This window comes from Parabacteroides sp. AF27-14, assembly GCF_003635425.1.
Lineage (GTDB): Bacteria > Bacteroidota > Bacteroidia > Bacteroidales > Tannerellaceae > Parabacteroides > Parabacteroides distasonis.
The window spans coordinates 298,536-321,706 of sequence record NZ_QTLZ01000002.1 but is presented as its reverse complement, the minus strand read 5'-3'; the positions used below and the strand labels follow the sequence as shown (position 1 = coordinate 321,706).

23 protein-coding genes, 2 tRNA genes and 1 pseudogene are annotated in these 23,171 nt (G+C 43.6%); 18 read left to right on the top strand and 8 right to left on the bottom strand.

Going from position 1 to position 23,171, the window contains the following annotated elements; translation table 11 throughout:
- Positions 1-68 precede the first annotated feature (68 nt).
- The 3 genes and pseudogenes from DWY79_RS03700 to DWY79_RS03690 form a co-directional block, all read right to left on the bottom strand.
- Positions 69-437: pseudogene (locus DWY79_RS03700) on the bottom strand (transposase); the annotation flags it as partial.
- Positions 419-568: a transposase gene (locus DWY79_RS23350; protein ID WP_122368864.1), complete on the bottom strand. Its 150-nt coding sequence runs from the start codon at positions 566-568 to the stop codon at positions 419-421. The pseudogene DWY79_RS03700 and the gene DWY79_RS23350, both read right to left, overlap by 19 nt.
- A 464-nt stretch (positions 569-1,032) precedes the next feature.
- On the bottom strand, positions 1,033-1,569 hold the full coding sequence (locus DWY79_RS03690) for a UpxY family transcription antiterminator (RefSeq protein WP_008780208.1): 537 nt from the start codon (positions 1,567-1,569) through the stop codon (positions 1,033-1,035).
- A 225-nt stretch (positions 1,570-1,794) separates the two neighbouring features.
- Here DWY79_RS03690 and dnaG point away from each other — a divergent pair, with 225 nt between their 5' ends.
- Genes dnaG through DWY79_RS03675 form a run of 3 tightly spaced genes read left to right on the top strand, consistent with a single transcriptional unit; the run spans position 1,795 to position 6,111 of the window.
- Positions 1,795-3,912 carry a DNA primase gene (gene dnaG, locus DWY79_RS03685; RefSeq protein WP_122368863.1) on the top strand — a complete coding sequence of 706 codons (2,118 nt, stop codon included), beginning with the start codon at positions 1,795-1,797 and terminating at the stop codon, positions 3,910-3,912.
- A gap of 13 nt (positions 3,913-3,925) precedes the next feature.
- On the top strand, positions 3,926-4,798 hold the full coding sequence (locus DWY79_RS03680) for an ABC transporter ATP-binding protein (RefSeq protein ID WP_005864954.1): 873 nt from the start codon (positions 3,926-3,928) through the stop codon (positions 4,796-4,798).
- Positions 4,795-6,111, top strand: a complete 1,317-nt coding sequence (locus DWY79_RS03675; RefSeq protein WP_005864952.1) for an ABC transporter permease — start codon at positions 4,795-4,797, stop codon at positions 6,109-6,111. Before DWY79_RS03680 ends, DWY79_RS03675 begins: the two co-directional genes overlap by 4 nt.
- Before the next feature lie 62 nt (positions 6,112-6,173).
- On the opposite strand, the gene DWY79_RS03670 is transcribed toward DWY79_RS03675, so the two are convergent.
- Together DWY79_RS03670 and DWY79_RS03665 are read right to left on the bottom strand one after the other, a co-directional pair.
- Positions 6,174-6,244, bottom strand: a tRNA-Gln gene (locus tag DWY79_RS03670).
- 33 nt (positions 6,245-6,277) lie between these two features.
- Positions 6,278-6,348, bottom strand: a tRNA-Gln gene (locus DWY79_RS03665).
- Between the two features lie 287 nt (positions 6,349-6,635).
- Between DWY79_RS03665 and rsfS the strand changes: the two genes are divergently transcribed.
- From rsfS to DWY79_RS03650, 3 genes are all read left to right on the top strand, one after another.
- Positions 6,636-6,995: a ribosome silencing factor gene (rsfS, locus tag DWY79_RS03660; RefSeq protein WP_005854895.1), complete on the top strand. Its 360-nt coding sequence runs from the start codon at positions 6,636-6,638 to the stop codon at positions 6,993-6,995.
- A gap of 30 nt (positions 6,996-7,025) precedes the next feature.
- Positions 7,026-9,080 (top strand): ATP-dependent zinc metalloprotease FtsH, encoded by a 2,055-nt coding sequence (gene ftsH / locus DWY79_RS03655; protein ID WP_005864950.1) that lies wholly within the window; start codon positions 7,026-7,028, stop codon positions 9,078-9,080.
- A 142-nt stretch (positions 9,081-9,222) separates the two neighbouring features.
- Positions 9,223-10,056 carry a phosphatidate cytidylyltransferase gene (locus tag DWY79_RS03650; RefSeq protein ID WP_005854890.1) on the top strand — a complete coding sequence of 278 codons (834 nt, stop codon included), beginning with the start codon at positions 9,223-9,225 and terminating at the stop codon, positions 10,054-10,056.
- Here DWY79_RS03650 and DWY79_RS03645 read toward each other — a convergent pair.
- On the bottom strand, positions 10,043-10,744 hold the full coding sequence (locus tag DWY79_RS03645; protein WP_008778155.1) for a porin family protein: 702 nt from the start codon (positions 10,742-10,744) through the stop codon (positions 10,043-10,045). The genes DWY79_RS03650 and DWY79_RS03645 overlap by 14 nt on opposite strands.
- 153 nt (positions 10,745-10,897) lie before the next feature.
- Here DWY79_RS03645 and DWY79_RS03640 point away from each other — a divergent pair, with 153 nt between their 5' ends.
- On the top strand, positions 10,898-11,068 hold the full coding sequence (locus DWY79_RS03640) for a DUF362 domain-containing protein (RefSeq protein WP_005854886.1): 171 nt from the start codon (positions 10,898-10,900) through the stop codon (positions 11,066-11,068).
- A gap of 107 nt (positions 11,069-11,175) precedes the next feature.
- On the opposite strand, the gene DWY79_RS03635 is transcribed toward DWY79_RS03640, so the two are convergent.
- Complete coding sequence (locus DWY79_RS03635) at positions 11,176-11,565, bottom strand: DUF3276 family protein (protein ID WP_005864945.1); 390 nt, start codon at positions 11,563-11,565, stop codon at positions 11,176-11,178.
- Between the two features lie 222 nt (positions 11,566-11,787).
- Between DWY79_RS03635 and nusB the strand changes: the two genes are divergently transcribed.
- From nusB to DWY79_RS03580, 11 genes are all read left to right on the top strand, one after another.
- On the top strand, positions 11,788-12,714 hold the full coding sequence (gene nusB / locus DWY79_RS03630; protein WP_005864942.1) for a transcription antitermination factor NusB: 927 nt from the start codon (positions 11,788-11,790) through the stop codon (positions 12,712-12,714).
- Positions 12,715-12,776: 62 nt separating this feature from the next.
- A complete protein-coding gene (gene yajC / locus DWY79_RS03625; protein WP_005864940.1) occupies positions 12,777-13,091 on the top strand; it encodes a preprotein translocase subunit YajC in 315 nt (104 codons plus the stop codon).
- 14 nt (positions 13,092-13,105) lie between these two features.
- Positions 13,106-14,119 (top strand): YbbR-like domain-containing protein, encoded by a 1,014-nt coding sequence (locus DWY79_RS03620; RefSeq protein ID WP_122368862.1) that lies wholly within the window; start codon positions 13,106-13,108, stop codon positions 14,117-14,119.
- Positions 14,112-14,693 carry a dephospho-CoA kinase gene (coaE, locus tag DWY79_RS03615; protein WP_122368861.1) on the top strand — a complete coding sequence of 194 codons (582 nt, stop codon included), beginning with the start codon at positions 14,112-14,114 and terminating at the stop codon, positions 14,691-14,693. The genes DWY79_RS03620 and coaE overlap by 8 nt, the downstream gene beginning before the upstream one ends.
- 189 nt (positions 14,694-14,882) lie before the next feature.
- The gene (locus DWY79_RS03610) at positions 14,883-15,320 is read left to right on the top strand and encodes a DUF5606 domain-containing protein (protein ID WP_005864934.1); all 438 of its coding nucleotides are present in this window, start codon (positions 14,883-14,885) and stop codon (positions 15,318-15,320) included.
- Positions 15,321-15,441: 121 nt separating this feature from the next.
- The gene (locus DWY79_RS03605) at positions 15,442-16,266 is read left to right on the top strand and encodes an alpha/beta hydrolase (protein WP_008780201.1); all 825 of its coding nucleotides are present in this window, start codon (positions 15,442-15,444) and stop codon (positions 16,264-16,266) included.
- Positions 16,267-16,410: 144 nt separating this feature from the next.
- Positions 16,411-17,376, top strand: a complete 966-nt coding sequence (locus DWY79_RS03600; protein WP_005854871.1) for an ROK family protein — start codon at positions 16,411-16,413, stop codon at positions 17,374-17,376.
- Positions 17,377-17,387: 11 nt separating this feature from the next.
- Complete coding sequence (locus DWY79_RS03595) at positions 17,388-18,128, top strand: N-acetylmannosamine-6-phosphate 2-epimerase (RefSeq protein WP_122368860.1); 741 nt, start codon at positions 17,388-17,390, stop codon at positions 18,126-18,128.
- A 65-nt stretch (positions 18,129-18,193) separates the two neighbouring features.
- Positions 18,194-20,473, top strand: coding sequence for a pyruvate formate lyase family protein (locus DWY79_RS03590; RefSeq protein ID WP_122368859.1), 2,280 nt, complete (start codon positions 18,194-18,196; stop codon positions 20,471-20,473).
- On the top strand, positions 20,463-21,392 hold the full coding sequence (locus DWY79_RS03585; protein WP_048927661.1) for a glycyl-radical enzyme activating protein: 930 nt from the start codon (positions 20,463-20,465) through the stop codon (positions 21,390-21,392). The genes DWY79_RS03590 and DWY79_RS03585 overlap by 11 nt, the downstream gene beginning before the upstream one ends.
- Before the next feature lie 64 nt (positions 21,393-21,456).
- Positions 21,457-22,047, top strand: a complete 591-nt coding sequence (locus tag DWY79_RS03580) for a sugar O-acetyltransferase (RefSeq protein WP_005854862.1) — start codon at positions 21,457-21,459, stop codon at positions 22,045-22,047.
- Positions 22,048-22,121: 74 nt separating this feature from the next.
- Here DWY79_RS03580 and DWY79_RS03575 read toward each other — a convergent pair whose 3' ends face one another.
- The gene (locus DWY79_RS03575; protein ID WP_005864921.1) at positions 22,122-23,015 is read right to left on the bottom strand and encodes an AraC family transcriptional regulator; all 894 of its coding nucleotides are present in this window, start codon (positions 23,013-23,015) and stop codon (positions 22,122-22,124) included.
- Positions 23,016-23,171 lie beyond the last annotated feature (156 nt).

The following is a 23,171-nucleotide window of genomic DNA, read 5'->3' as shown; positions in this document are numbered from 1 at the left end:
CATCAAAAGCTTGATTGTAGTTGCGATATAGTCACTCTGATTGAGACCTACATTCTTGCAGGTCTCAATCAGAGTGAAAAATGCCAGTGCTGTTTCAACACCCTCTTCGCTACTAAAAAACAAAGAGTTTTTCGATGTACCGTAAAAGGCCGAATGGCTCTTTCTACAAAGATATTGTCTATGGTGTAACATCCGTCCTTCCTGTAATTCTGAAGTTCTTCCCAACCATAGATCATATAACTCAGCGACTTCCGCATCATCTCACTATAATGTTTTCGTTTATTCTTCAACAGCTTCACCGCCTTTTCATAAATAGAAGTCAATATGCGTGTTACATCATCCTGGCACCGTTGATTTTTTATCTTATGAGGCTTTAAGCGTTTCAGGATACATTCAGCCTCTATCTTATACAACTCGCCTATTTTCTGAACAAACCATTCGGCATCCGCATCCTTGCCTCAAAGGTCATGGCAAACTTATTGCGTACATGCGCCCAACAGAGTATAAACTCACATTTAGGATTTACCTCTGCCAAGTGCTTGTAAACCACATATCCGTCAGACTGTATACTTCCAAGAAAGCTTCCCTAGAAAGTTTCAATAGGACGGCTACCACGGCTGTCATCCTCGTCTTTGTCATAAGAGACAATAAGTGATATTCTCCTGTTTGTTCACCAAAGCCCAGACATACTTGTAAGCACTCAATTTAGGGCATACCCCTTTGAATGGGGTACTTTACTGTGCCCTAAACCGGGTTGTATTAAAAATTAATTTTGATTTTAACATTAGCCATGATCCCTTTTTTGAATACTCAATAAAAGTATCTTAAGTGCATCCCCCAAGTATCTTAAGTGCATGGCGCAAGTCATCTAACATACTTTTTTGCTCAGCTTTCAAAAATTGAGCGCTTACGAGATTATATATACGAAGTACTACTTACTTAGCCCAAGGAGATATCTCCTCCAGACATAGAAGATATACTCCTTAGGCAAGGTTAGTATATATCTGTCTAATCCAAGAGTATTTATATATGTTATAATAATCGAATATATTCAGGATCGACCTCTACAGCGGCGACCAACAGACCGGGGATCTCCACGATCAAACGTTTCACACGGGCCCCTCGTATAGAGAGTAAACGTCCCTCGTAGCCATCCAATGGGCCACCCTCGATGCGGATCATGCGACCGTACATCGCAGGGGTTAATTCTTCAACCAAGAAATAACGCGGGGAATCATCGGAATGGACAGCACGGATAAAACGGTTCATCTCCGCATGGCCTACCGTCATCGGCTTACGGTAGCCACCACGCAAATAACGATATTGGAGAGTACTAATCTCTTCTACGATTGGATCCATACACGCACAGGTCGTATGGGCAAAAAGTAAATCGTGCAGAAGAGGAACCTCCTCACGAATCCGCTTACCCTTCCTCTCGACCAACTGCCAACGCATAGGAGTGAAAACCTCTATGCCCTTTTCCTCCAGCAACCTATAGGCCGGGCGTTTAGCATTGGGACGGGTCAGGTCTCGCAATACGAACCAATTGTCTGTCAAAGGATGTTCCACAGGATGATGGATAATTCTTCTAGTCCTGAAAGGATATATATTCTATTAATATCCAATCAGTTACAAAATATAGTCTTATAAGTTGGAAGGCGTACTTGGCGAGTAGCATTCGTTTCACGTTGCAAATATAGGGAAAAATAACTAAACACAAGCAAACATTGGCTCTTGTTTGTGTTTGGTTATTTTTCACTACATTTGTGTTCGCTAAAAAAGGAGTAATTTAAAATGATCGATCAACCTACCATAGACCGGATATTGGATGCGGCGAACATCGTGGATGTTGTCTCTGAATTCGTGACTCTTCGGAAACGAGGGATCAACTATGTAGGATTATGCCCGTTTCATTCGGACAAATCACCGTCTTTTTACGTATCCCCCTCAAAGAATATCTGTAAGTGTTTCGCTTGCGGAGAAGGTGGAACCGCCGTTCACTTCATCATGAAGCATGAGCAACTCAGCTATTTCGACGCTTTACGCTTTCTGGCGAAAAAATACAATATAGAGATACAGGAACGGGAACTTACCGAGAAAGAGAAACAAATCCGTAGCGACCGGGAAAGTATGCTTATCGTCAATAGTTGGGCGGGGCAATACTTCTCTACTTTATTACATGAGCATGTTGAAGGGAAAAGCGTAGGTATGCGCTACTTCGCCGAGCGAGGATTGAGGGAAGATATCATCCGTAAATTCCAGCTCGGGTATAGCTTGGACCAGCGGGATGCTTTATACAAAACCGCTATAAAAGCAGGTTATAAAAAGGAACTCCTCGAGAAAACCGGTTTAGTTATCACTTATGATAACGGAAACGTGAATGATCGTTTTCGAGGACGTGTTATCTTTCCCGTCCATACGTTAAGCGGAAAGGTCGTGGCATTCGGCGGACGTGTATTGAAAAAGGACGAGAAGACCGCAAAGTATGTAAACTCCCCCGAAAGCGAGATTTATCATAAAAGCAACGAGCTTTACGGCATCTATTTCGCCAAGCAAGCAATCATGAAACAGGATCGCTGTTTCTTGGTGGAAGGATATATGGACGTGATCGGTATGCACCAAGTGGGCGTAGAAAACGTGGTTGCCTCCTCGGGTACGGCGCTCACGCAAGGGCAAATCCGGCTCATACATCGTTTCACGAATAATATCACGGTATTATACGATGGAGACGCCGCCGGAATCAAAGCGGCCCTCCGGGGTATCGATATGTTATTGGAAGAAGGGATGAACGTCAAGGTCGTGCTTCTTCCGGCGGGAGAAGATCCGGACTCGTTTGCCCGTAGCCATAGCGCGAGCGAGTTCGCAGAGTTTATCAGCCAGAACGAGACGGATTTCATCCGTTTCAAGACAAAGTTACTATTGGCGGAAGCGGGGGGTGATCCGATCAAACGTTCCGCCCTGATCTCGGATATTATCCGTACGGTAGCGATTATACCTGATAATATCGCTCGCTCCGTGTATATCCGGGAATGTAGTACGACCATGGAGATAGACGAGCAAGTCTTACTCAACGAGGTCAATAAGATCCGTCTCAACAAGGAAGAGAACCAAGCGGCTAAATCCGTAAGGAATACACCGCCCGTTCAACCTCCAGCCAATACGATCCCTGAGTATCCGGATTTCCCCGGCTACCAACCGTATACACCGGAAGAGGCGAATACCCTTCCTCCGGAAAATATTCCGCCTCCACTGCCCGAGGACTATATTCCGGAAGAGGAAGCGGGTCCGCCCCCTACTCCTCCCTACGAGGTTCCGACGGCTCCCAACATACAGGTCCAACCGAAACGTTCTCCTTTTGAGGCTTATGAGTTGGCTCTTCTGCGCTATATCGTACGATATGGCGAACGTGTCCTCTATGACTACGTAGATGAGGAGACCAACGAGCATGTCATCATGAGGGTCGCCGATTATATCCGTTTCGATCTGGAACGTGATGACCTTACGTTTTATACGCCAGCCTTCAAACAAATGCTGGACGAAGCTGCTGAACATTGTCAAAACGAGGGCTTTATGGCCAGTCGTTATTTCCTTGCCCATCCGGACCCGAACATCAGCCGGCTTGCCGCCAACCTTATCAGCGATAAGTACCAGCTTAGTAAATATCATACGAAGTTCAGGGAACTGGAGCAAGAAGAAGATAAATTGGATTACTTGGTACCCCGGGAAATCTATTCCATGAAAGATGCCTATATCCTCTATAAGATAAAGGATATCCAAGCGAAAATCAAAGAGGCTCAAAACAAGGGTGACATGGAACAGATCTTTGATTTAATGAAACAGAACGCCCACCTCAACGAGATCAAGAACGTGCTCTGCAAAGAGCTAGGTGAGCGTATCGTATTAAAAATGTAATAAAAAAACATCTATGAATTTCCTTGAGACAGAAAACGTGGTAAAACAGTACGCCGGGCATCTGGCGCTGAACAAGGTAAGTATCCAAGTTCCTCAAGGAACAATCTTTGGATTACTGGGGCCTAACGGGGCGGGCAAGACAACCTTGATCCGGATCATCAACCGGATTACGGCACCGGATAGCGGAATCGTTCGCTTCAACGGCCATGAATCCAGCCCGGAAGACATCTACCAGATCGGTTACTTGCCGGAAGAGAGAGGGTTGTATAAAAAGATGAAAGTCGGGGAGCAGGCGATCTATCTGGCACAATTGAAAGGTCTCTCCTACCCAGAGGCACGCAGTCGTTTGACCCGTTGGTTCGAGAAATTTGACATCATGCCTTGGTGGAATCGCAAACTGGAAGAGCTGTCGAAAGGTATGCAACAGAAAGTACAGTTCATCATTACCGTGATACACGAACCCGAGCTATTGATCTTTGACGAGCCATTTAGCGGATTCGATCCGGTCAACGCCGATCGCCTTAAACAAGAGATATTGGAATTGAAGGCGGCCGGACATACCATTATATTCTCAACTCACAACATGTCCTCCGTTGAGGAGATTTGTGACGAGATTGCTTTAATCGATCGCTCTGAGGTCGTCCTGTCCGGCAATGTCAAGGAGGTACGGGAACGGTTTAAGAGTAATACCTATATATTAAATGTACGCAAGGAGACTGGAGGTATTGAGGAGTTAAGGATACGCAAGGAAGAAAATATCAGTAACTCCGATTGGCTTACCCGGCTGGCGTCCCAATATGAGATTCTTTCCTTCACGGAGGAGATCCCTTCTATGAATGACATTTTTATCAACACCGTTTCCGGTACAAACACATCAAAGGTATGAGCAAAATTGGATTAATCATCAAACGGGAATATCTCCGGAGAGTAAGTAAAAAGTCATTTATCCTGCTCACGTTCCTCACACCGTTTCTATTCGCTGCACTTGCGTTCGTCCCCCTATGGCTCTCTTCCATCAAGGGAGATGAGGTTCATACAGTCGCCATACTCGACGCCACCGGCAAATACGCCCCGTTGTTCGAGGATACGGAAAGCTATCGTTTTATCAACGGCGACAAAGATATGGATAAGTACAGGCAAATGTCGGAAAAGGAGATATTCGCATTTCTCAACATCTCCGACGACTTGCAGAAAAATCCGAAAAACGCAACCCTCTATTCCAAGAAACAAATCCCGGCGGATTTGAGCCGACTCGTCAATATGACATTAAAGAAGCAGATAGAGAGTGACAAACTGGCAACATTCAATATCCCCAATCTACAAGAGATCATAAAAGAAAGTAAAGTAGATTTCAACATACAAACGATCAAATGGGGGGATGACGGAAGCGAAAAGCAATCCTCGTCCGTAGTGGCATCCATAACCGGAGTAATTTTCACCATGCTTATCTATATGTTCATCCTAATCTATGGAGGAATGGTCATGCAAGGGGTTATGGAAGAAAAGACGAACCGGATCATCGAGATTATGATCTCGTCCGTCAAACCTTTCGACTTAATGATGGGTAAAATTATAGGAATCGGTTTTGTCGGGCTTACGCAAGTATTCCTTTGGGCGGTTATGACCTTTATTCTCATCACCGGGGGAACTTTCTTTTTGGGAGGAGGTATGGAAAGCGAGATCTTGCAATCAAGCATGGCACTTAACACAACCCCTAACATGACGGTTATCGCAGCCCAGCAGCCGGCAAATGAATGGATAGAGATGCTTCATACGATTAACTTCACCGAGATAGGCATCTTGTTTATTGCTTATTTCATAGGCGGCTACTTATTATATTCTTCTTTATTCGCCGCTATCGGATCAGCTGTAGACGGCCAAGAAGACACGCAACAATTCATGCTACCAGTCACGCTTCTTTTGGTTTTCGCCCTCTATGCGGGGATCTATAGCATGGAAAACCCTGACGGACCATTAGCTTTCTGGTGCTCCATGATCCCCTTCACTTCTCCGATCGTCATGATGGTCCGGGTGCCATTCGAGGTGCCTTTGTGGGAAATACTACTTTCCATTGGATTTTTGTATATATCATCCATCGGTTTTACTTGGTTTTCCGCCAAAATATACCGTGTAGGCATTCTCATGTATGGTAAGAAACCTAGTATAAAGGAGATGTCCAAATGGCTTCGTTACAAATAAAAACATGATATCTACAACAAAAAAGCCTCGCTACTCTTATCGAATAACGAGGCTTTTTTATGTTGTTCTACCTGGATTCGAACCAGGACAAACAGGACCAGAATCTGTTGTGCTACCATTACACCATAGAACAATCTCTACAAAATTGTCAAGTAAACTTTAAACGTTGTTCTACCTGGATTCGAACCAGGACAAACAGGACCAGAATCTGTTGTGCTACCATTACACCATAGAACAATATTTAACAAATCACCAACTCTCTTGTTAGCGGATGCAAAGGTATATACTTTTTCAAAATTTGCAAACAAACTTTCGAAAAAAATGTCCAGAAAAAACACGTACGTCTTTCGGATAAAACACGTACATGTTTTCTCAAAAAGACGTACGTGTTTTTTTAAAAGCTTATAACGATCGAGGAGATAGTCTCAAACAAGGTATTACACATATATTAATGAAAGAAAAAGACGTATGTAACGAATTAAGAAGTATATTTGCGACTTGGAAAATTATATCAATAGAAATAAATGGATCAAACAAAAGAATTAGTAAAAACGATTGTTGAAGGCCTTCAAGAAAAAAGGGGCAAAAATATTGTAACAGTAGATTTAAGCCAGACTTCTGGTGCCATTTGTCAATATATGGTTATTTGTGAGGGAAACACTCCTACCCAAGTTTCAGCGTTATCTGATTCCGTATGGGATTTCGCACGCAAGAACGCGAACGAGAAACCATTATCCATTGACGGTACACAGGGCGCTCAATGGATCGGCATGGATTATGGCACGGTTCTTGTACATATATTCCTGCCGGAACAACGTGCATTTTATAACTTAGAGAACCTTTGGGCAGACTCGAAGGTTATACAAGTACCTAACATTGATTAAGCCGGCCTAAATATTTGATGATAATCTCTTATGGAAAATAAAAACGATATATTTAATAAAACACCGAAGGGCGGGAAACCTAAGATGTTCCGCTTTAATTTGTATTGGATGTACGGGTTGATCTTCATCATGCTTGTTGCCCTATACATGACAAATGATTCTTCGGGAACGAAAGAGCTAGGCTGGACAGAGTTCCAGAAACTAGCGCAGGAAAACGTATTCGATAAAATGACAGTCTACAACAAGAAGAATTTGGTGGAGGCTACAGTGAAAAATGGAAAGACTGAACAGGTCTTTGGGAATATGGACGTTTCTAAAATCGGGGTTTCTCCGAAAGTATACGTAAAGATCCCGTCGGCCGACAAGTTTTCCGATTTCTATGACAAAGCGGTAGCCGATAGTCATATCGATACACAAGTCCGGTTCGAGGAAGGCGATGACGCTATCTGGAATTTCTTGGTTTCATTCGGCCCGATTATCTTATTGATCGGTGTATGGATGTTCTTGATGAGACGTATGTCCGGTGGTACCGGCGCAGGTCCGGGTGGCGTGTTCAGCGTTGGTAAGGCAAAAGCTCAGCTTTTTGATAAAGATAATGACCGTAAGGTGACATTCAAGGATGTCGCCGGATTGGCGGAAGCGAAACAAGAGGTAGAGGAAATCGTCTCTTTCTTGAAGAATCCGGAAAAATATACTGAATTAGGAGGTAAGATACCCAAGGGTGCATTGTTGGTAGGCCCTCCGGGAACCGGTAAGACATTATTGGCGAAGGCTGTTGCCGGAGAAGCTAATGTGCCGTTTTTCTCCTTGTCTGGTTCTGATTTCGTGGAGATGTTTGTCGGTGTAGGCGCCTCCCGTGTGCGTGACTTATTCCGCCAAGCGAAGGAAAAATCTCCTTGTATCGTCTTTATCGATGAGATCGATGCGGTAGGCCGTGCCCGTGGGAAGAACGCGAATATGAATAGCAACGATGAGCGTGAGAACACGTTGAACCAGTTGTTGACCGAAATGGATGGTTTCGGCTCTAACAGTGGTGTTATTATCTTAGCCGCTACAAACCGTGCGGACATTTTGGATAAAGCGTTGTTGCGTGCCGGACGTTTTGACCGACAAATCCATGTTGAATTACCGGATTTGAATGAACGTAAAGAGATATTCGGGGTGCATTTGCGTCCGATCAAGATAGATGAAAGCGTAGACGCTGAGTTCCTAGCAAGGCAGACTCCGGGCTTCTCGGGTGCTGATATCGCTAATGTTTGTAATGAGGCCGCTTTGATCGCCGCCCGTAACGGAAAGAAATTCGTACAGAAAGAAGACTTCATGAATGCGGTAGACCGCATTGTCGGCGGTCTGGAAAAACGTTCGAAGATCACGACGGAGGAAGAACGGAAATGTATCGCGAACCATGAGGCCGGTCACGCTACGTTAAGTTGGTTGTTGGAACATGCCAATCCGCTGGTTAAGGTGACAATCGTTCCCCGTGGTAAGGCATTAGGTGCGGCATGGTATTTGCCGGAAGAGAGACAGATCACCACCCGCGAGCAATTGCAGGATGAGATGTGCGCTACTTTAGGAGGACGTGCCGCAGAGGAATTAGTTTTGGGAAAAATATCCACAGGCGCATCCAACGATTTGGAACGTGTCACGAAACAAGCATATGCGATGGTCGTTTACTTCGGTATGAGCGATAAACTTCCAAACTTGAACTATTACGACTCCACCGGACAGGATTGGGGATTCACCAAGCCTTATAGTGAGGAGACCGCGAAATTGATCGATACGGAAGTACAGAAGATCATCAATGAGCAATACGACAGGGCAAAACGGATATTATCCGAGAATAAGGAAGGACATAGTAAACTTGCGCAGGTATTATTGGATCGTGAGGTAATCTACTCGGAAGATGTAGAGCATATCTTCGGGAAACGCGCCTGGATCTCCCGTTCCCAAGAGATTCTGGAGTTGCAGGAAAAGGCTAACGGAAAGAACAAGGAGAATGCGGATAAGGAGGCGGAAGCGGACGCAACAACGGAAAACGTAACCGATACTCCTACCGAAGAAAACAAGACAGGGAAAATAGCTTGACCAAAGTCAAGACATTCATAACAAGTAAGGCTGGGGTGTATCTTTGATCAAAAGTTACTATCCAGCCTTCCTTATTGCTGTATTATCAATTTATTAGTTATATTTGCAGCCAAAATTACAAACAAGCAAAAACACTATTGTTTTGAAAAATCTGATTACACGTGCATTGACTGGCATCATTTTCGTCGCGGTATTAGTCGGTGCGATCTATTTCCACTCCTATTATTTTCTTACGGTATTTGGACTCATTACCGGACTTTCTCTATGGGAGTTCTACGGATTGGTCAAACATTATGAGAATGCCGCCATCAAACGATTTGTCAGTTCCTTGGGGGGAGCCTACCTCTTCGCCGCCACATTCGGTTACGCCAATGGCTTGGTTGGAGGCAATATATTTCTCCCCTATCTTTTATTCTTAATGTATACCATGATCACCGAGCTTTACGATAAAGCCAGTAATCCAATCAATAACTGGGCATTGACCTTATTCGGTCAAATCTATTGCGCAGGCTCTTTCTCTCTGCTAAACTTTATTACATCGGTACCTAATACGCCGGGCGAGATCGTACATATCCCCTATTTTGCCTTGGCTATTTTCGTTTTCGTATGGGTAAATGATACGGGAGCTTATCTAGTGGGATCTATGCTTGGAAAAAGAAGATTGTTCGAACGTATCTCTCCCAAGAAGTCCTGGGAAGGTTTTTACGGAGGGTTGGCATTCGTATTAATAACCTCCCAAATATTCGCTTGGTTCATGCCGGCCACAAACTGGTACACATGGCTTGGATTAGCCGGCACGATCGTAGTATTCGGAACTTGGGGCGACTTGATCGAATCTTTGATGAAACGTACGTTAGGCGTGAAAGATTCCGGGCATGTATTACCCGGACATGGAGGCATGCTGGATCGCTTCGATAGCGTAATGATGGCTATACCGGCCGCTTATATCTATATCGAGTTATTTATTCGAAATTAAATGTCAGGATCACCATACGGGATGTAGCTTTCGATAAGGCATCCGTATATTTGATATTTGCTTGATCTACCAAGTCCGGACGATCTTTCTCCAATAGGTTAACCAATCCGAAACAGAATTTCAGCTCCGGGCATAACTTAAAGTAGGGTAGATAGATATCACATCCCAAGCCAAACTCAAATCCGAAGTCCGTGCTTTTCAATAGAATCGGATTACCTTTCTTACGGCCTATATCCACGGAGCCATAGATACCGCCGATCAAATAAGGACGGTAATTATTCAAGCGTAAAGCCGTATATTTAACGTCTAAGGGGAAATTCAGATAACTGGAACGAACGTTCGTGATGAATTCCTCTCCCGTAGCCTGTTCCCGAAACTTAAATTTCTTATCCCCGAAATGGATAGAAGGCGTGAAGCGTAAATTGAAATAAGGATTCATATACATATCTCCGATCACCCCGACACTAAAGCCGGGTGAGTAAGAAGGAATCTCCGCGAACCAAGTCTCTCCATTGGTCATGACACCGGTATGGGTCAATAACAAATCCTGCGAGTGAATACCCACATGAAACCCCAGATGAAGCCATTTCAAATCAGCGTACGGCTGATTCCTCACCCTTTCCTTTTGAGCCATGGCTCCCATGGTAGCCAAGCTTACCACATATAATATAAGTAATAATCGTCTCAAATCTCAACCTATTTTGTTTAATAACGAAAACCCGACAAAGATATTGCAAAAAAGAAGATTTTTGAAGAAAATAAGCCAGTAGATATTTTTTAAATAGAAAGAAAGCTATATTTTTGCACCTACTAATAGTTATCAATTTAAACGTTTAAAAAAATGGCTTACGTAATTAGCGATGATTGTATTGCATGCGGAACTTGTATTGATGAGTGTCCGGTAGGAGCAATTTCAGAAGGTGATAAATACAGCATCAACCCTGAAATGTGTACAGATTGTGGAACTTGCGCTGACGCATGTCCTACAGAGGCTATCCACCCGGCTGAATAATTCGCAGCAAAGAATAGGATTTTCCTTTGCGGAAAGCTCCTAACACATAACGGGCTGTTTCTCTCCATGAGTAAAACAGCCCGTTATCTTTTTCTCTTCGTGTTACATTAAAACTCAATATCCAACTTTATAGCACCGGAAGCCATATCCTCCTCCGGGGAATCGCCATGAATCGTTTCCTCCTCTTCAGGTTCCACCACGTCTTCCGCGGATTTCTTCAGATTTGAGTTCTTGATATAACTGATTACATCTTGCATTCCCTCCATGAACTTCTCAAAGTCCTCCTTATAAAGGAAAATCTTATGCTTCTCAAATGAGATTTGCAAACCATCCTTTGATTGAATTTTCTTACTTTCCGTAACGGCAACGAATAGGTCATCTTTCAAATTCCTCTTCACATCCAGATAATAAATCCGTTTTCCCGCTTTAATGGCTTTAGAGTATAGAATCTCCCTGTCGCCACCTTCAACATGTTTTTTATTCCTTGATTCTTCCATGACAGCTAACATTCGTTAAAAAACCACCCACTTTATATAACTTGCTTCAAATATGTGCATTTTTTTTTAATTAGCAACTATTTTAACGATCGAAAATACGCCCATTGAGGCTAAATTTGTAAAATATCATCTAACACATATAAAATTAAGTAAATCCGGATTCTTTTATGGAAAAAACGACTACCTTTGCACCTAATTTATAATAAGAAGTTCCTTCAAACGATGATCAACAGAATTTTAATCCGCATTAAAGTTTTACAGATAGTATACTCTTACTATCAAAACGGAAACGGTGACCTCAAAGTTGCGGAAAACGAATTGCTTTTCAGCCTTCAGAAGTCATATGACTTATATTATTATTTCTTACTCCTAATTATCGAAGTTACCAACCTGCAAAGAAGGATCCTTGACACCCGGAAGTGCAAATACATGCCTACCGATGAGGAGTTAAACCCGAATACACGCTTCGTAGACAATCGTTTTGTCGCTCAATTAGCGGAAAACGATACGTTGAAAAAGTATGTGGACGAGCAAGGTCTCTCATGGAGTAACGACGAGGAGTTTGTTAAAAACGTATTGGATACGATCTTAAGCTCTGAAATTTACGCCGAATACTTGAAAAACGAAGAAGACTCGTACGAGACGGATCGTGAGTTCTGGCGCCAGATCTTCAAGAAAGTAATCTGTGGGAACGAGATGATAGAGGAATATCTGGAAGACAAAAGCATCTACTGGAACGACGATATTGAGATCGTAGAGACTTTCGCCTTGAAGACTATCAAGAAATTCGAGGAGAAGAAAGGTAGTAAACAAGCCTTATTGCCAATGTTCAAGGATTTGGAAGACAAGGCTTTCGCAATCAAGTTATTCCGTCAAAGTTTGTTGAAAGGTAAGGAATATCGTGAACGCATCGACAAACATATGAAGAATTGGGAAACCGAACGTATCGCCAATATGGACTTGATCATCATGCAAGTCGCCTTAGCCGAGATTTTATCGTTCCCGACCATTCCCATCAACGTTACCTTAAATGAATATATCGATGCCGCAAAGTATTATAGTACACCTAAAAGCGGAACATTCATTAACGGAATTCTGGATTCAATAGTCAACGAATTAAAAAAAGAGAAGTTATTGCTCAAAGATTAATTATTATCATTACATTTGTGCATATCATTATTGATATTAACTTGTAAAACGATTATTATAGTATGAACTTACTCAGTATTTTACTTCAAGCTCCAGCTGGAGGAAGTCAGTGGTCCGGTATTTTGATGATGGTAGTTATCGTAGCTATCTTCTATTTCTTCATGATCCGTCCGCAACAAAAGAAACAAAAAGAAATCCAGAAATCACGTGAGGCGTTGAAAACAGGCGATAAAGTGATTACCGCCGGAGGTATCTATGGAAAGATCAAAGAGATCGGTGATACTTATATGCTAATCGAGGTAGCGGATGGAGTACGTATCCGTGTAGATAAAACTTCTATTTTCGCTTCAGCGGAAGACGCTCAGCAGCAGAAATAATCTAACTACAGAATATGTCACGACTTGAGAACATACAAAATTCCTTCAAGTCTATCCAAGCAAAGACTAAGGCTTTTTTCCACGGAGACAGATGGAAAGAGGTCTTGGTCTTTTTCTTTTTCGCCCTTTTGGCTTTCGGCTTCTGGCTACTCCAAAGCTTACAGCAGGAATATGAGATAGAACTTGTTTTTCCGGTTAAGTATAAGAACGTACCTGCCGATATAGCGTTTAATGCCCCTGAGGTGGAAACGATTACCGCAAAGGTAAAAGACAAGGGTAGCGTTTTACTCAACTATACTTTTGGAAGATCGTTTGCTCCGATCGAAGTGAACATGAAGAATACGAAGGAGAAAAATGGTTCAGTTCAAGTAAGTAAAAGGCAGATCGAGAACGATATTCAAAAACAATTGATAGCCACTACGGCATTACAAAGTTTTGATCCGCAACAAATAGATATGGATTTCAGTCAGCGGGTCCATAAGGAAATACCGGTCGTCTTTAATGGCGATATTCATCTGGAAGCCGGCTTTCAACTATCCGGGGATATCCGAATCACCCCTCAAAAGATCAACGCTTATGCCACCGCGGCGATCTTGGATACACTGACCTCGGTTAAGACGGTCTTCACCGAGGTTAAAAAGGCGAATAAAAACATTACGAGAACCGTACAACTGATCAAGGTAGACGGCGTTAACTTCGATCCGGAAAACGTATCTATCACGATTCCGATAGAGGAGTACACGGAGAAGACGTTGGAAATACCTGTCTCTTGCAGTCATATACCGCCACATTATACGGTACGTATGTTTCCGGCGGTCGTAAAAGTGACTTGCAGTGTGCCCTTGTCCCGATTCAAAGGACTTTCGGAAGATATGTTCTCGATTCATATACCTTTTGAGGATCTGGAGCAAAACGTATCTGGTACCCTACCCGTCAAACTCACCAAGAAACCAGACTGGGTACATACGGCAACCTTATTGCCAGATAAGGTAGAATTTATTTTGGAACACAACAATAAGCATGATTAAAATAGGTATTACAGGAGGGATCGGAAGCGGCAAATCCGTCGTAGCCTCTTTATTAGCGTTATCCGGTATACCCGTATACATAGCGGACGAGGAAAGTAAATGGCTGACAAATAACTCCCCGGTTATCCGTGAGAAATTAACAGCCCTTTTCGGTCCAGAGATTTATACGAATGAGGGATTGAACAAGAAACTTCTAGCCTCCCACATCTTTAATAATCCGGAACAATTACAACAGGTCAACCAGATCATTCATCCTGAGGTAAACCGTCATTTCTCGGCTTGGGTAGAGAGACAGACTTCCCCTTTATGCGCCATCGAATCCGCCATATTATTCGAATCCGGTTTCTACAAAGTGGTAGACATAAGCTTGATGGTCTATGCCCCAAGAGAACTCCGCATCGAAAGAGCCTTGGGGAGGGACTCAGCCTCGAGAGAAGAAATCGAACGCAGAATCAACAGCCAAATATCGGACGAGGAAAAGAAAGATCGCTCCGATTATGTTATCTATAATGACAATAGACAGGCCCTTATACCGCAAGTAGGCAAACTGTTATGTTGGCTTCAATCCCAATAATCACCGATAGCGGGACGAGTGGCTTTTACAGCATCTTACCTTCATCATCCAATGAACTTAAGATACTTCGTCAACGAACCTAAGATACTTCTCCAACGAAGTTAACTGTCCTCATGACGGAAGAATTCCACTTTTTCTTATTACCTTTGTCACCTCGAAGTTTAACACTAATAGAAAATAAAAAACATTATGTTGAAGACTATTTTGTCTATTTCGGGAAAACCCGGTCTGTATAAACTGGTTTCCCATGGAAAAAACATGTTGATCGTTGAATCGCTGACTGATAACAAGAGAGTACCCGCATACGCAAAAGATAAAGTAATCTCATTAGGCGATATCGCAATCTATACGGATGAAACAGAAGTGCCTTTGCATGAGGTATTGACTAGCGTAAAGAACAAGGAAGAGGGAAAAACCGCTTCTTTGGTACCTTCCAAAGCCACGACAGACCAATTGCGTGCGTACTTTGCCGAGGTATTGCCTAGCTATGATCGTGAGCGTGTTTATCCAAGCGACATCAAGAAACTACTCTCTTGGTATAACATCTTGATCAACGCAGGCATCACTGACTTCACCCCGGAAGATGCTCCGGCAGAAAAGGAAGCTGCTGAAAAAGAAGCTGAATAACAGCATACGACATAAAGATTAAAGAAAGGACCGTTCGATACCCATCGTCCGGTCCTTTTTTTAAACATACTTAAAGACTTTATTTTTCGCTATATTTGCATAATTCTAGATATCACTATTTATGAAAACAAAAACAGTTCTTCTCTTTCTTATCGTATTATTCTCAGGAATATGCCGGATACATGCGCAAGCCGATTTCTACTTGATGCAGGCATTAGGGAGTCGATATATCTACAACTCAGACTATTTTGAAGAGACCCGTGAAATGCAAGTCTATTTAAGCGGAGTAGATGGTAGCCTTAAAAGAGACTCTTTACTCGCTATTTATGTCTTAGACGCACAATATCCCCCCACATTCAATTTATTTTGTTCAACATTCGAGTTGACACATCCCAACATACCCTGTATTATTGTTGGAATATTTAATTCAAACAGGCAAAGTGAGCTGACCCCGCCTTTCACAGATTCCTTATCGGTAAAAAGATATGACAACCCGGGACATGGAAAAGAAATGCTCTCGTCATTAACGAATGAAATAATCCCTTTCATCCAAGAAAAATACCATGCGGGAAATAACAGGATTTTAGTCGGACATTCGTTGGGAGGGACATTCGTCACTTATGCGATGATGGAACACCCAGACTTATTTCCTTATATTATAGCCATATCACCGAACTATAAATACAGCGAAAATATGATGATTGATAGGTTACGAGTGTTCACGGAAACCTATCAAGGAGAAAAAAAATTATATATCTACCTAGCCAACGGAGACAAAGATAAAACAGAAGAAGACTTCAAGCCCATGATAAAAGAGGCTTGCTCCATCATCGAGAAAAATAATAGAATCGACCTACGATATGATTCTTTAAACATAAAGAAACACAGTCACACTATATTTGAAGGTTATTACAGAAGTCTCCTCTCGATAACACCTCTTCTCTAAAGTACTCTCGTAAGCTTGCGAGAGCACTTATGCAAAAATAGTCCATTATTTTAGGCTAAACCTCACATTGTCTAGGGCGGGTAACTCCTCTATCTTTGCCAACAAATAATTCACTCTATTGACCTCATAAAATAAAGAGCAAAGATGGAAAGCACCAAGTATTATCTCGGTCTGGACGTTGGCGGTACTAATATGGTCGCTGGCGTAGTAGATGAGAATCACCAGATTATCGCAAAGGAGAGTATACCGACACAAGCCGGACGCACGATCGAGGAGATCACCGCCGACATGGCGGAAGTCAGCAAAAAAGCGGTTCTCAAAGCAGGCTTGCAAATGGAAGACATCTCTTCTTGGGGCATCGGCATGCCCAGTTACGTAAATCCAAAGACGAACCTTTTGGTACATGCCAATTGTTTCGGATGGAAGAATGTCCCCATCTACGACTATTTAAAGAAGCATATCTCATTGCCTACTTATATAGCCAACGACGCCAATTGCGCGACCTATGGAGAGGTCTTGGCCGGATCGGCCAGCCAATATACCGATGCCATCATGTTAACGCTAGGAACGGGAGTCGGAGGCGGAATTATCATGGGTAAGAGGATTTATTCCGGAGCCGATAATATGGGAGCAGAGCTTGGACATACCAAATTGGTATACAATGGCGAACGTTGCACATGCGGGCAAAAAGGCTGTTTGGAAGCTTATTGCTCATCTACCGCATTAATCCGCATCATGAAAGAGGCCTTACAAGAGAATAAGGACACCTTGATATGGAAACTTTGCGGCGAAGACGAAAATAAAGTCAATGGAGAAATCCTTTTCGAGGCCGCTAAACAAGGGGATTCCCTCGCTAAACAGATCGTCGATGACTATATCAGTAAACTGGCCGCCGGAATCTCCACGTTCATAACCATCTTCCGTCCGCAAGTAATCATCTTAGGGGGGGGTATCGCACATGCAGGTGACCTGCTGTTGAAACCTTTAAACGAGAAACTACATACTTGTACCTTCGCCGCCGAGGAAATAGGTATCCCCCAAGTCATCCGTGCGGAATTAGGAAATGACGCCGGAATAATCGGCGCCGCGCTTTTAGAGAAAACGATGTAACGAAAAAAAATATGAAAACAAATAAGAAAGAACTTTTAGATTCATTCAAGGGAGGACTGATCGTATCCTGTCAAGTACAACACGATGATCCGACTTTTTCAGTAGACTTTGTCGTAAAAATGGCAAAAGCCGCCCAATGGGGAGGAGCCGTGGGTATCCGTGCCAACGACCCAGAGCAGATCAAGGCAATTAAAAAAGAGGTGGATTTACCAGTAATCGGGCTTTGGAAAATCTGGCACGATGACACGGATGTGTTTATCACCCCAACCTTAGAGGCCGCTAAAGCCGTATGGGAAGCCGGAGCCGAGATTATCGCCTTGGACTGTACGAGCCAAATAACCCATGAAGGCCACCCTGCATACGAATTGCTACCAATCGTCAAGAAAGAGATACCGGAAGCTATCATTTTTGCCGACGTATCCAATTATGAGGAAGCCGTACGTGCCGTAGAAATGGGAGCCGATATCGTTGGCCCTACCTTATATGGATATACGGAAGCAACCAAGCATATCGAGCAACCGGATTTACGGGAATTCGCCCGTATGTGCCGTGACTTTAAAGACAAAGCCTATGTCATTATGGAGGGGCATATCTACTCGCCGGAAGATGCCATGAAATGTATCTTCCTCGGAGCTCATTCCGTAGTAGTAGGCAGCGCGATCACCCGTCCGCACTTGATCACGAAACGTTTTACGGACTTACTAACCGGTTACCAAAATAACTGGCGGGAAGCCGAAAGAAGCAAACATTAAAAAATCATCTGCTTGTAGAGATAGGGCATGCCCCGTCTCTACACAATATTAACAACAATAATCATATGGCAAATTTCAATGTAGAAGGGGCGCAAAACGTAGAGATCAGCAAGAAATTACCTTGCGAGAAACCTCTGATCGTACAACTGGAGATCATGGAGCGGTATACGGCAGTCCATAAAGCCTGTGCCGCTCTACCCAAAGAGATACGTGAAGTGGAATGCCTGAAAGTTTTATACCCCACGCTATTTCGCAAGATCACGAATCAAGACTTGATCGCCGGACGTACGGACTTCCTACCGATCGGGTTCGGATGCGTAACCTCATTAGGGGGTGTCGGGCATTATTGCGTATTCAAGAAACTCCGTGCCTTCCAGCTACAACTGGATGAAACTGAACGAAAACGGGTGGATGCGTTATATGATTATTGGTTGGATCACGATTTAAAGACCCAATTCAACAAGGAGGTCCTCACCGAGGATACATTGGGTATGTTCATCGACTGCGAGTACCCGATGATCGCTACCGCACGTCTATCCGGTATGATGCTGGATTACCCGAAACTATTGGATAAGGGCATCGGTGGCCTTCGCTCTGATTTACTGGAGAAACTCAAAGAGCAACCCGATAATAACTTTTACAAAGCAGGCATCCAATGTCTGGATATTTTTGTAGATTGTGCTTCTCATCTCCAGCAAGACGCTAGAGAGCAAATGGCTTCAGCCGACGAGAAAAGGCAAAAAGAATTGGAGCGTATCTGCCAAGCCCTAGAGAACATCAAGGAGAAGAAACCCGGTACGTTCCATGAAGCGATGCAGTTATTCTGGTTATTCGCCTTGTTGGCCGGTGTTATAAACTACGGTCGTCTGGATGATTATCTAGGCCCTTATTTAGTAGCCGACCTTGAGTCCGGGCGATTGACCGACGAAGAGGCATACCGATATATCCACTCGCTTTGGACCATGATTGAGAATCGCCGTACCACCGTAAACGGACGTATCATCGTAGGCGGTAAAGGACGCAAACACCCGAAAGAGGCCGACGTATTCCTGCATATCGCCATGAAAGTAGCGAAAAATTGCAGATATGTAGAGCCGCAATTCACCTTGCGCTTCGATAAAGAGACCTCCGAGGAAATCTGGGACGAAGCGTTGGACGCTTTGGGTGCGGGAGCTACTTACCCGACCCTTTACAATGATGATGTAAACGTCCCGGCCGTCATGTACGGAATGCGTGTAGACGAGAAAACGGCGGAACAATACGTGCCTTTCGGTTGTACCGAGTTCGTGATACAAGGACAGAGTACGGGTACGCCCAACATCTGCATCAATTTACTAAAACTACTTACGATTTATATGAATGATGGTATCGACCCGATTGACGGTAAACGTAAATCCGGGCCGGTACCTCTAAAGAAATTAGAGGAGTATCAGACATTCGAGGAATTCTATGACGGTTACAAGGCTTTACTCGATTATTATCTGGATCTGTCTGTCAAAGCCCAATACCATTCGTATGAGGTGATGAACCAGCACGTAAGTTTCTTGTTTACCAGCCTATTGACCGATGATTGCATCGCACGGGGAAAAGCGCTTTTGGACGGAGGCGTACGTTATCTAGGCGGGACAAACGAGACGTATGGCAATATCAACACTTCCGATTCCCTGTGGGTAATCCGGGATCTGGTATTCAATCAAAAAAAATACACGTTACGGCAATTGAATGATGCCATGCTAGCTAATTTTAACGGCTATGAGGCTTTACGAAAAGATTGCCTAAACTGTGATAAATATGGTAACGACCTTGAGACTGCCGATACGATGGCCAACGATTTGTACGAGTTCGTAGCGAAAGGCGTACGCAATCGCGGTATCGCCATCGGTATGCAATACTTCTTGATCGTTATCAGCAATAATCAATTAAACACGGAATGGGGAAACCGGACCGCCGCCTCACCCGACGGGCGATTATCGTGCATGTATATGAATCCTGCCAATAATCCGCAAGGGGGAGCGAATAAAAGCGGCCCCACGGCCATGCTGAATTCCTTGGCGAAGTTCGACGCCAAGTATCATGGAGGCTCGGTACAAAACATTAAGTTTTCTCCTTCCATGTTCAACGAGAACAGGGCTGTCATCAAGAGCCTGTTCAAGACTTATTTTGCGAAAGGGGGTTGCCATTTGATGGTGACTGTAGTAGATAAGGGAGTTTTAGAAGACGCGGTAGAGCACCCGGAAAATTACCCGGACCTAATCGTCCGGGTAAGCGGGTTCTCCGCGGTATTCGTCGATTTATCTCCCAATATTCAACAGGAACTTTTAAGCAGGGTATTATATGATGAATAAATATAAGGTTAGCGAGAATAGGTTATCAATCATGGAGATCGAACGGTTCGCCGTTCACGACGGCCCGGGCATCCGGACCGTCGTTTTCCTTCAAGGTTGTCCCCTACATTGTCCATGGTGCTCCAACCCGGAATCCCAGAAAAGGAAACCGCATCTGCTCCATATCAAGAATAAATGTATCGGATGCGGACGTTGCGAGGCGATTTGTACACGGGGAAATATCTCCATCCAAGATCATTATCCGGTATTTAATCGGCAGGCTTGTGTGGCGTGCAAGGCTTGCGAGCGTATATGCCCGCAGAACGCTATTAAGTTTGTCGGTGAATCAATTACCTCATCCGAGGTTATGGAAATCCTTTTACGTGACCGGGATTATTACCTGAATTCCGGTGGAGGGGTTACGTTTTCCGGAGGGGAAGCTTTCACGCAATTCGAGGGATTGATGGATTTGCTGATCCAATGCAAGAACGAGAAACTGCATACCTCCGTAGAGACTTGCGGGCAAGTGAATCTTGATAAGATAAAGCAAGCGCTTCCGCTTATCGATTTGTTCTTGTTCGATATCAAACATACGGACAAGGATTTACTTCAGAAAGAAACCGGAGCGAACTTGGATACGATCCTCACGAATTTACGGTATATATCCAGTAAGAGCGCTAATAAAGTAACGATCCGTGTACCGGTAATCCCCGGTTTCAATTTCAATGAGAATACGCTTCGGGAAATATTCATGCTGGCGAAAGAAAATCGTATCAAATGCGTACACCTGCTTCCCTACCATACATTGGGAAAAGATAAATACGAGCAATTAGGTCTCACCTATCCTTATCCCTGCGAGCAAATGCTAGCCAAAGAAGAGCTGTTCCCCTTTAAGGAGATGGGGGAAAAAATGGGTTTGGAAATACGAATCGGAGGATAAACTCCTCCCAATAAAATAGTATCTTCGCGCAAATCATCGTTTTATAAATCTTAGTAAGAGACATATGAAAACAGAAAAAGAGAAAGCGGCGGAAGGTCTATTATACAATGCGAATCATGATAGTGAGCTTCAAGATGAGATGAAAAGAGCGAAATGCGTCCTTTTCAAATACAACCAATTGCCCCCCGACCAAGAGGAAGAAAAAGATCGGATTCTAACCTCTTTTCTAGGCAAGAAAGGGAAGAACACCGTTATCCTATCCCCTTTCCAATGCGATTATGGCTATAATATCGAGATTGGGGATAATTTCTTCGCCAACGTGAATCTCGTTATCTTGGATGGAGCGAAAGTTCGTATCGGCAATAACGCATTCATCGCCCCGAACGTAGGCATCTATACCGCCGGCCACCCTTTTGACGTAAAGCAACGTAATGAGGGTTTGGAATACGCTTTTCCCGTGACCATCGGCGATAACGTATGGATCGGTGCGCAAGCCTGTATCCTTCCGGGGGTGACCATTGGCGATAACACGGTAATCGCCGGAGGTAGTGTCGTAACCAAAGATATTCCGGCCAATGTTATAGCTGCCGGCAATCCCTGCCGTGTAATCCGGGAAATAACGGAAGCCGACCGGAATAAATACCGCCAGCCCTAAGCTCCCGTTTAGGGTATCCCTAAGCCCTCGTTTAGGGCAGCCCTAAATTCCCGTTTAGGTTCATCGTAAATATCTCACTTCGGTAACGAGTGCCGGTAATCCTTGGGTGATGTACCTACTATCTTCTTAAAGATACGGCTGAAATAGTAGGGATCGTCAAAGCCCAGTTTCAAGGCGACTTGATTGATCTTCATATTCGTATGTAATAATAGCTGGCAAGCCCGGTCTATTTTCATATGCAAGAAATAATTCATCGGAGCATAACCGGTTTCCTTGAAGAAAAGCCTGTACATATAAGATTCCGAATAGCCGAAATGAGAGGCCAATTCCTTTAATGTCAATTTATTTTCCAGATTCTCCGTCATGAAGTGGGTCGCCAAACTAATAAAGAACGTATTCTCCGCCTTGCTTTTGGAGAATTTAGCCTCCCTATACGTCTTCACATAGAGGAAAGAGGCGATCAAATGATTGAAACTTAAATTGACGTAATTAACCGTAGCCTCATCCGTCCCACTCTCCAACACATTCAATAGTTCATCAAAAAAAGCGATACGATCGCCGATACGGGAATTATCATCCATGTCGATCGGGATCACCCCTTGCAGTTGATCGCTGATATACTTCGCCTTTTTCCCTTTAAAATGTGCCCAATAAATATACCAAGGATCATGCTCGCTCGAACCATATTGATGGGGCTTCTCTGCCGGGAGGATGAAAAAATGATTCTCGGGTACGACATATCGTTTTCCATCCAACACGTACCAGCCCTCTCCTTTGGTGCAATAAATTAAAAGATACTCTCCACAACCGGACGCACGATCAATATAATGGTTTTCCGCCTTCGGAAAATACCCCATAGAGTGTACGACCAAGTCCGCGACCAACGGGTTGTTCAACGCTTGTTCTATAATGTAGAAAGGATAGACAATCAACCGCTGACCGGAAAAACCATGCTTTATTTTCGCCATAAACCAAAACTTTTAGATGGTTACTGAATAACGCAAAGATAATCCATTTTTTTTAGCTAGATACTCTATTATCCAAATCCTTTATGTGCAGTATTTTTGCCAATGAACAAATAAACCATATCAAATGGCGTTATCATAAGGAGATAATCAAACTAA

Coding starts and splice junctions, on each gene's coding strand:
- dnaG (WP_122368863.1), top strand. CDS start 1,795: ATGATCGATCAACCTACCATAGACCGGATATTGGATGCGGCGAACATC.
- DWY79_RS03680 (WP_005864954.1), top strand. CDS start 3,926: ATGAATTTCCTTGAGACAGAAAACGTGGTAAAACAGTACGCCGGGCAT.
- DWY79_RS03675 (WP_005864952.1), top strand. CDS start 4,795: ATGAGCAAAATTGGATTAATCATCAAACGGGAATATCTCCGGAGAGTA.
- rsfS (WP_005854895.1), top strand. CDS start 6,636: ATGGATCAAACAAAAGAATTAGTAAAAACGATTGTTGAAGGCCTTCAA.
- ftsH (WP_005864950.1), top strand. CDS start 7,026: ATGGAAAATAAAAACGATATATTTAATAAAACACCGAAGGGCGGGAAA.
- DWY79_RS03640 (WP_005854886.1), top strand. CDS start 10,898: ATGGCTTACGTAATTAGCGATGATTGTATTGCATGCGGAACTTGTATT.
- DWY79_RS03635 (WP_005864945.1), bottom strand. CDS start 11,565: ATGGAAGAATCAAGGAATAAAAAACATGTTGAAGGTGGCGACAGGGAG.
- nusB (WP_005864942.1), top strand. CDS start 11,788: ATGATCAACAGAATTTTAATCCGCATTAAAGTTTTACAGATAGTATAC.
- yajC (WP_005864940.1), top strand. CDS start 12,777: ATGAACTTACTCAGTATTTTACTTCAAGCTCCAGCTGGAGGAAGTCAG.
- DWY79_RS03620 (WP_122368862.1), top strand. CDS start 13,106: ATGTCACGACTTGAGAACATACAAAATTCCTTCAAGTCTATCCAAGCA.
- coaE (WP_122368861.1), top strand. CDS start 14,112: ATGATTAAAATAGGTATTACAGGAGGGATCGGAAGCGGCAAATCCGTC.
- DWY79_RS03610 (WP_005864934.1), top strand. CDS start 14,883: ATGTTGAAGACTATTTTGTCTATTTCGGGAAAACCCGGTCTGTATAAA.
- DWY79_RS03605 (WP_008780201.1), top strand. CDS start 15,442: ATGAAAACAAAAACAGTTCTTCTCTTTCTTATCGTATTATTCTCAGGA.
- DWY79_RS03600 (WP_005854871.1), top strand. CDS start 16,411: ATGGAAAGCACCAAGTATTATCTCGGTCTGGACGTTGGCGGTACTAAT.
- DWY79_RS03595 (WP_122368860.1), top strand. CDS start 17,388: ATGAAAACAAATAAGAAAGAACTTTTAGATTCATTCAAGGGAGGACTG.
- DWY79_RS03590 (WP_122368859.1), top strand. CDS start 18,194: ATGGCAAATTTCAATGTAGAAGGGGCGCAAAACGTAGAGATCAGCAAG.
- DWY79_RS03585 (WP_048927661.1), top strand. CDS start 20,463: ATGATGAATAAATATAAGGTTAGCGAGAATAGGTTATCAATCATGGAG.
- DWY79_RS03580 (WP_005854862.1), top strand. CDS start 21,457: ATGAAAACAGAAAAAGAGAAAGCGGCGGAAGGTCTATTATACAATGCG.
- DWY79_RS03575 (WP_005864921.1), bottom strand. CDS start 23,015: ATGGCGAAAATAAAGCATGGTTTTTCCGGTCAGCGGTTGATTGTCTAT.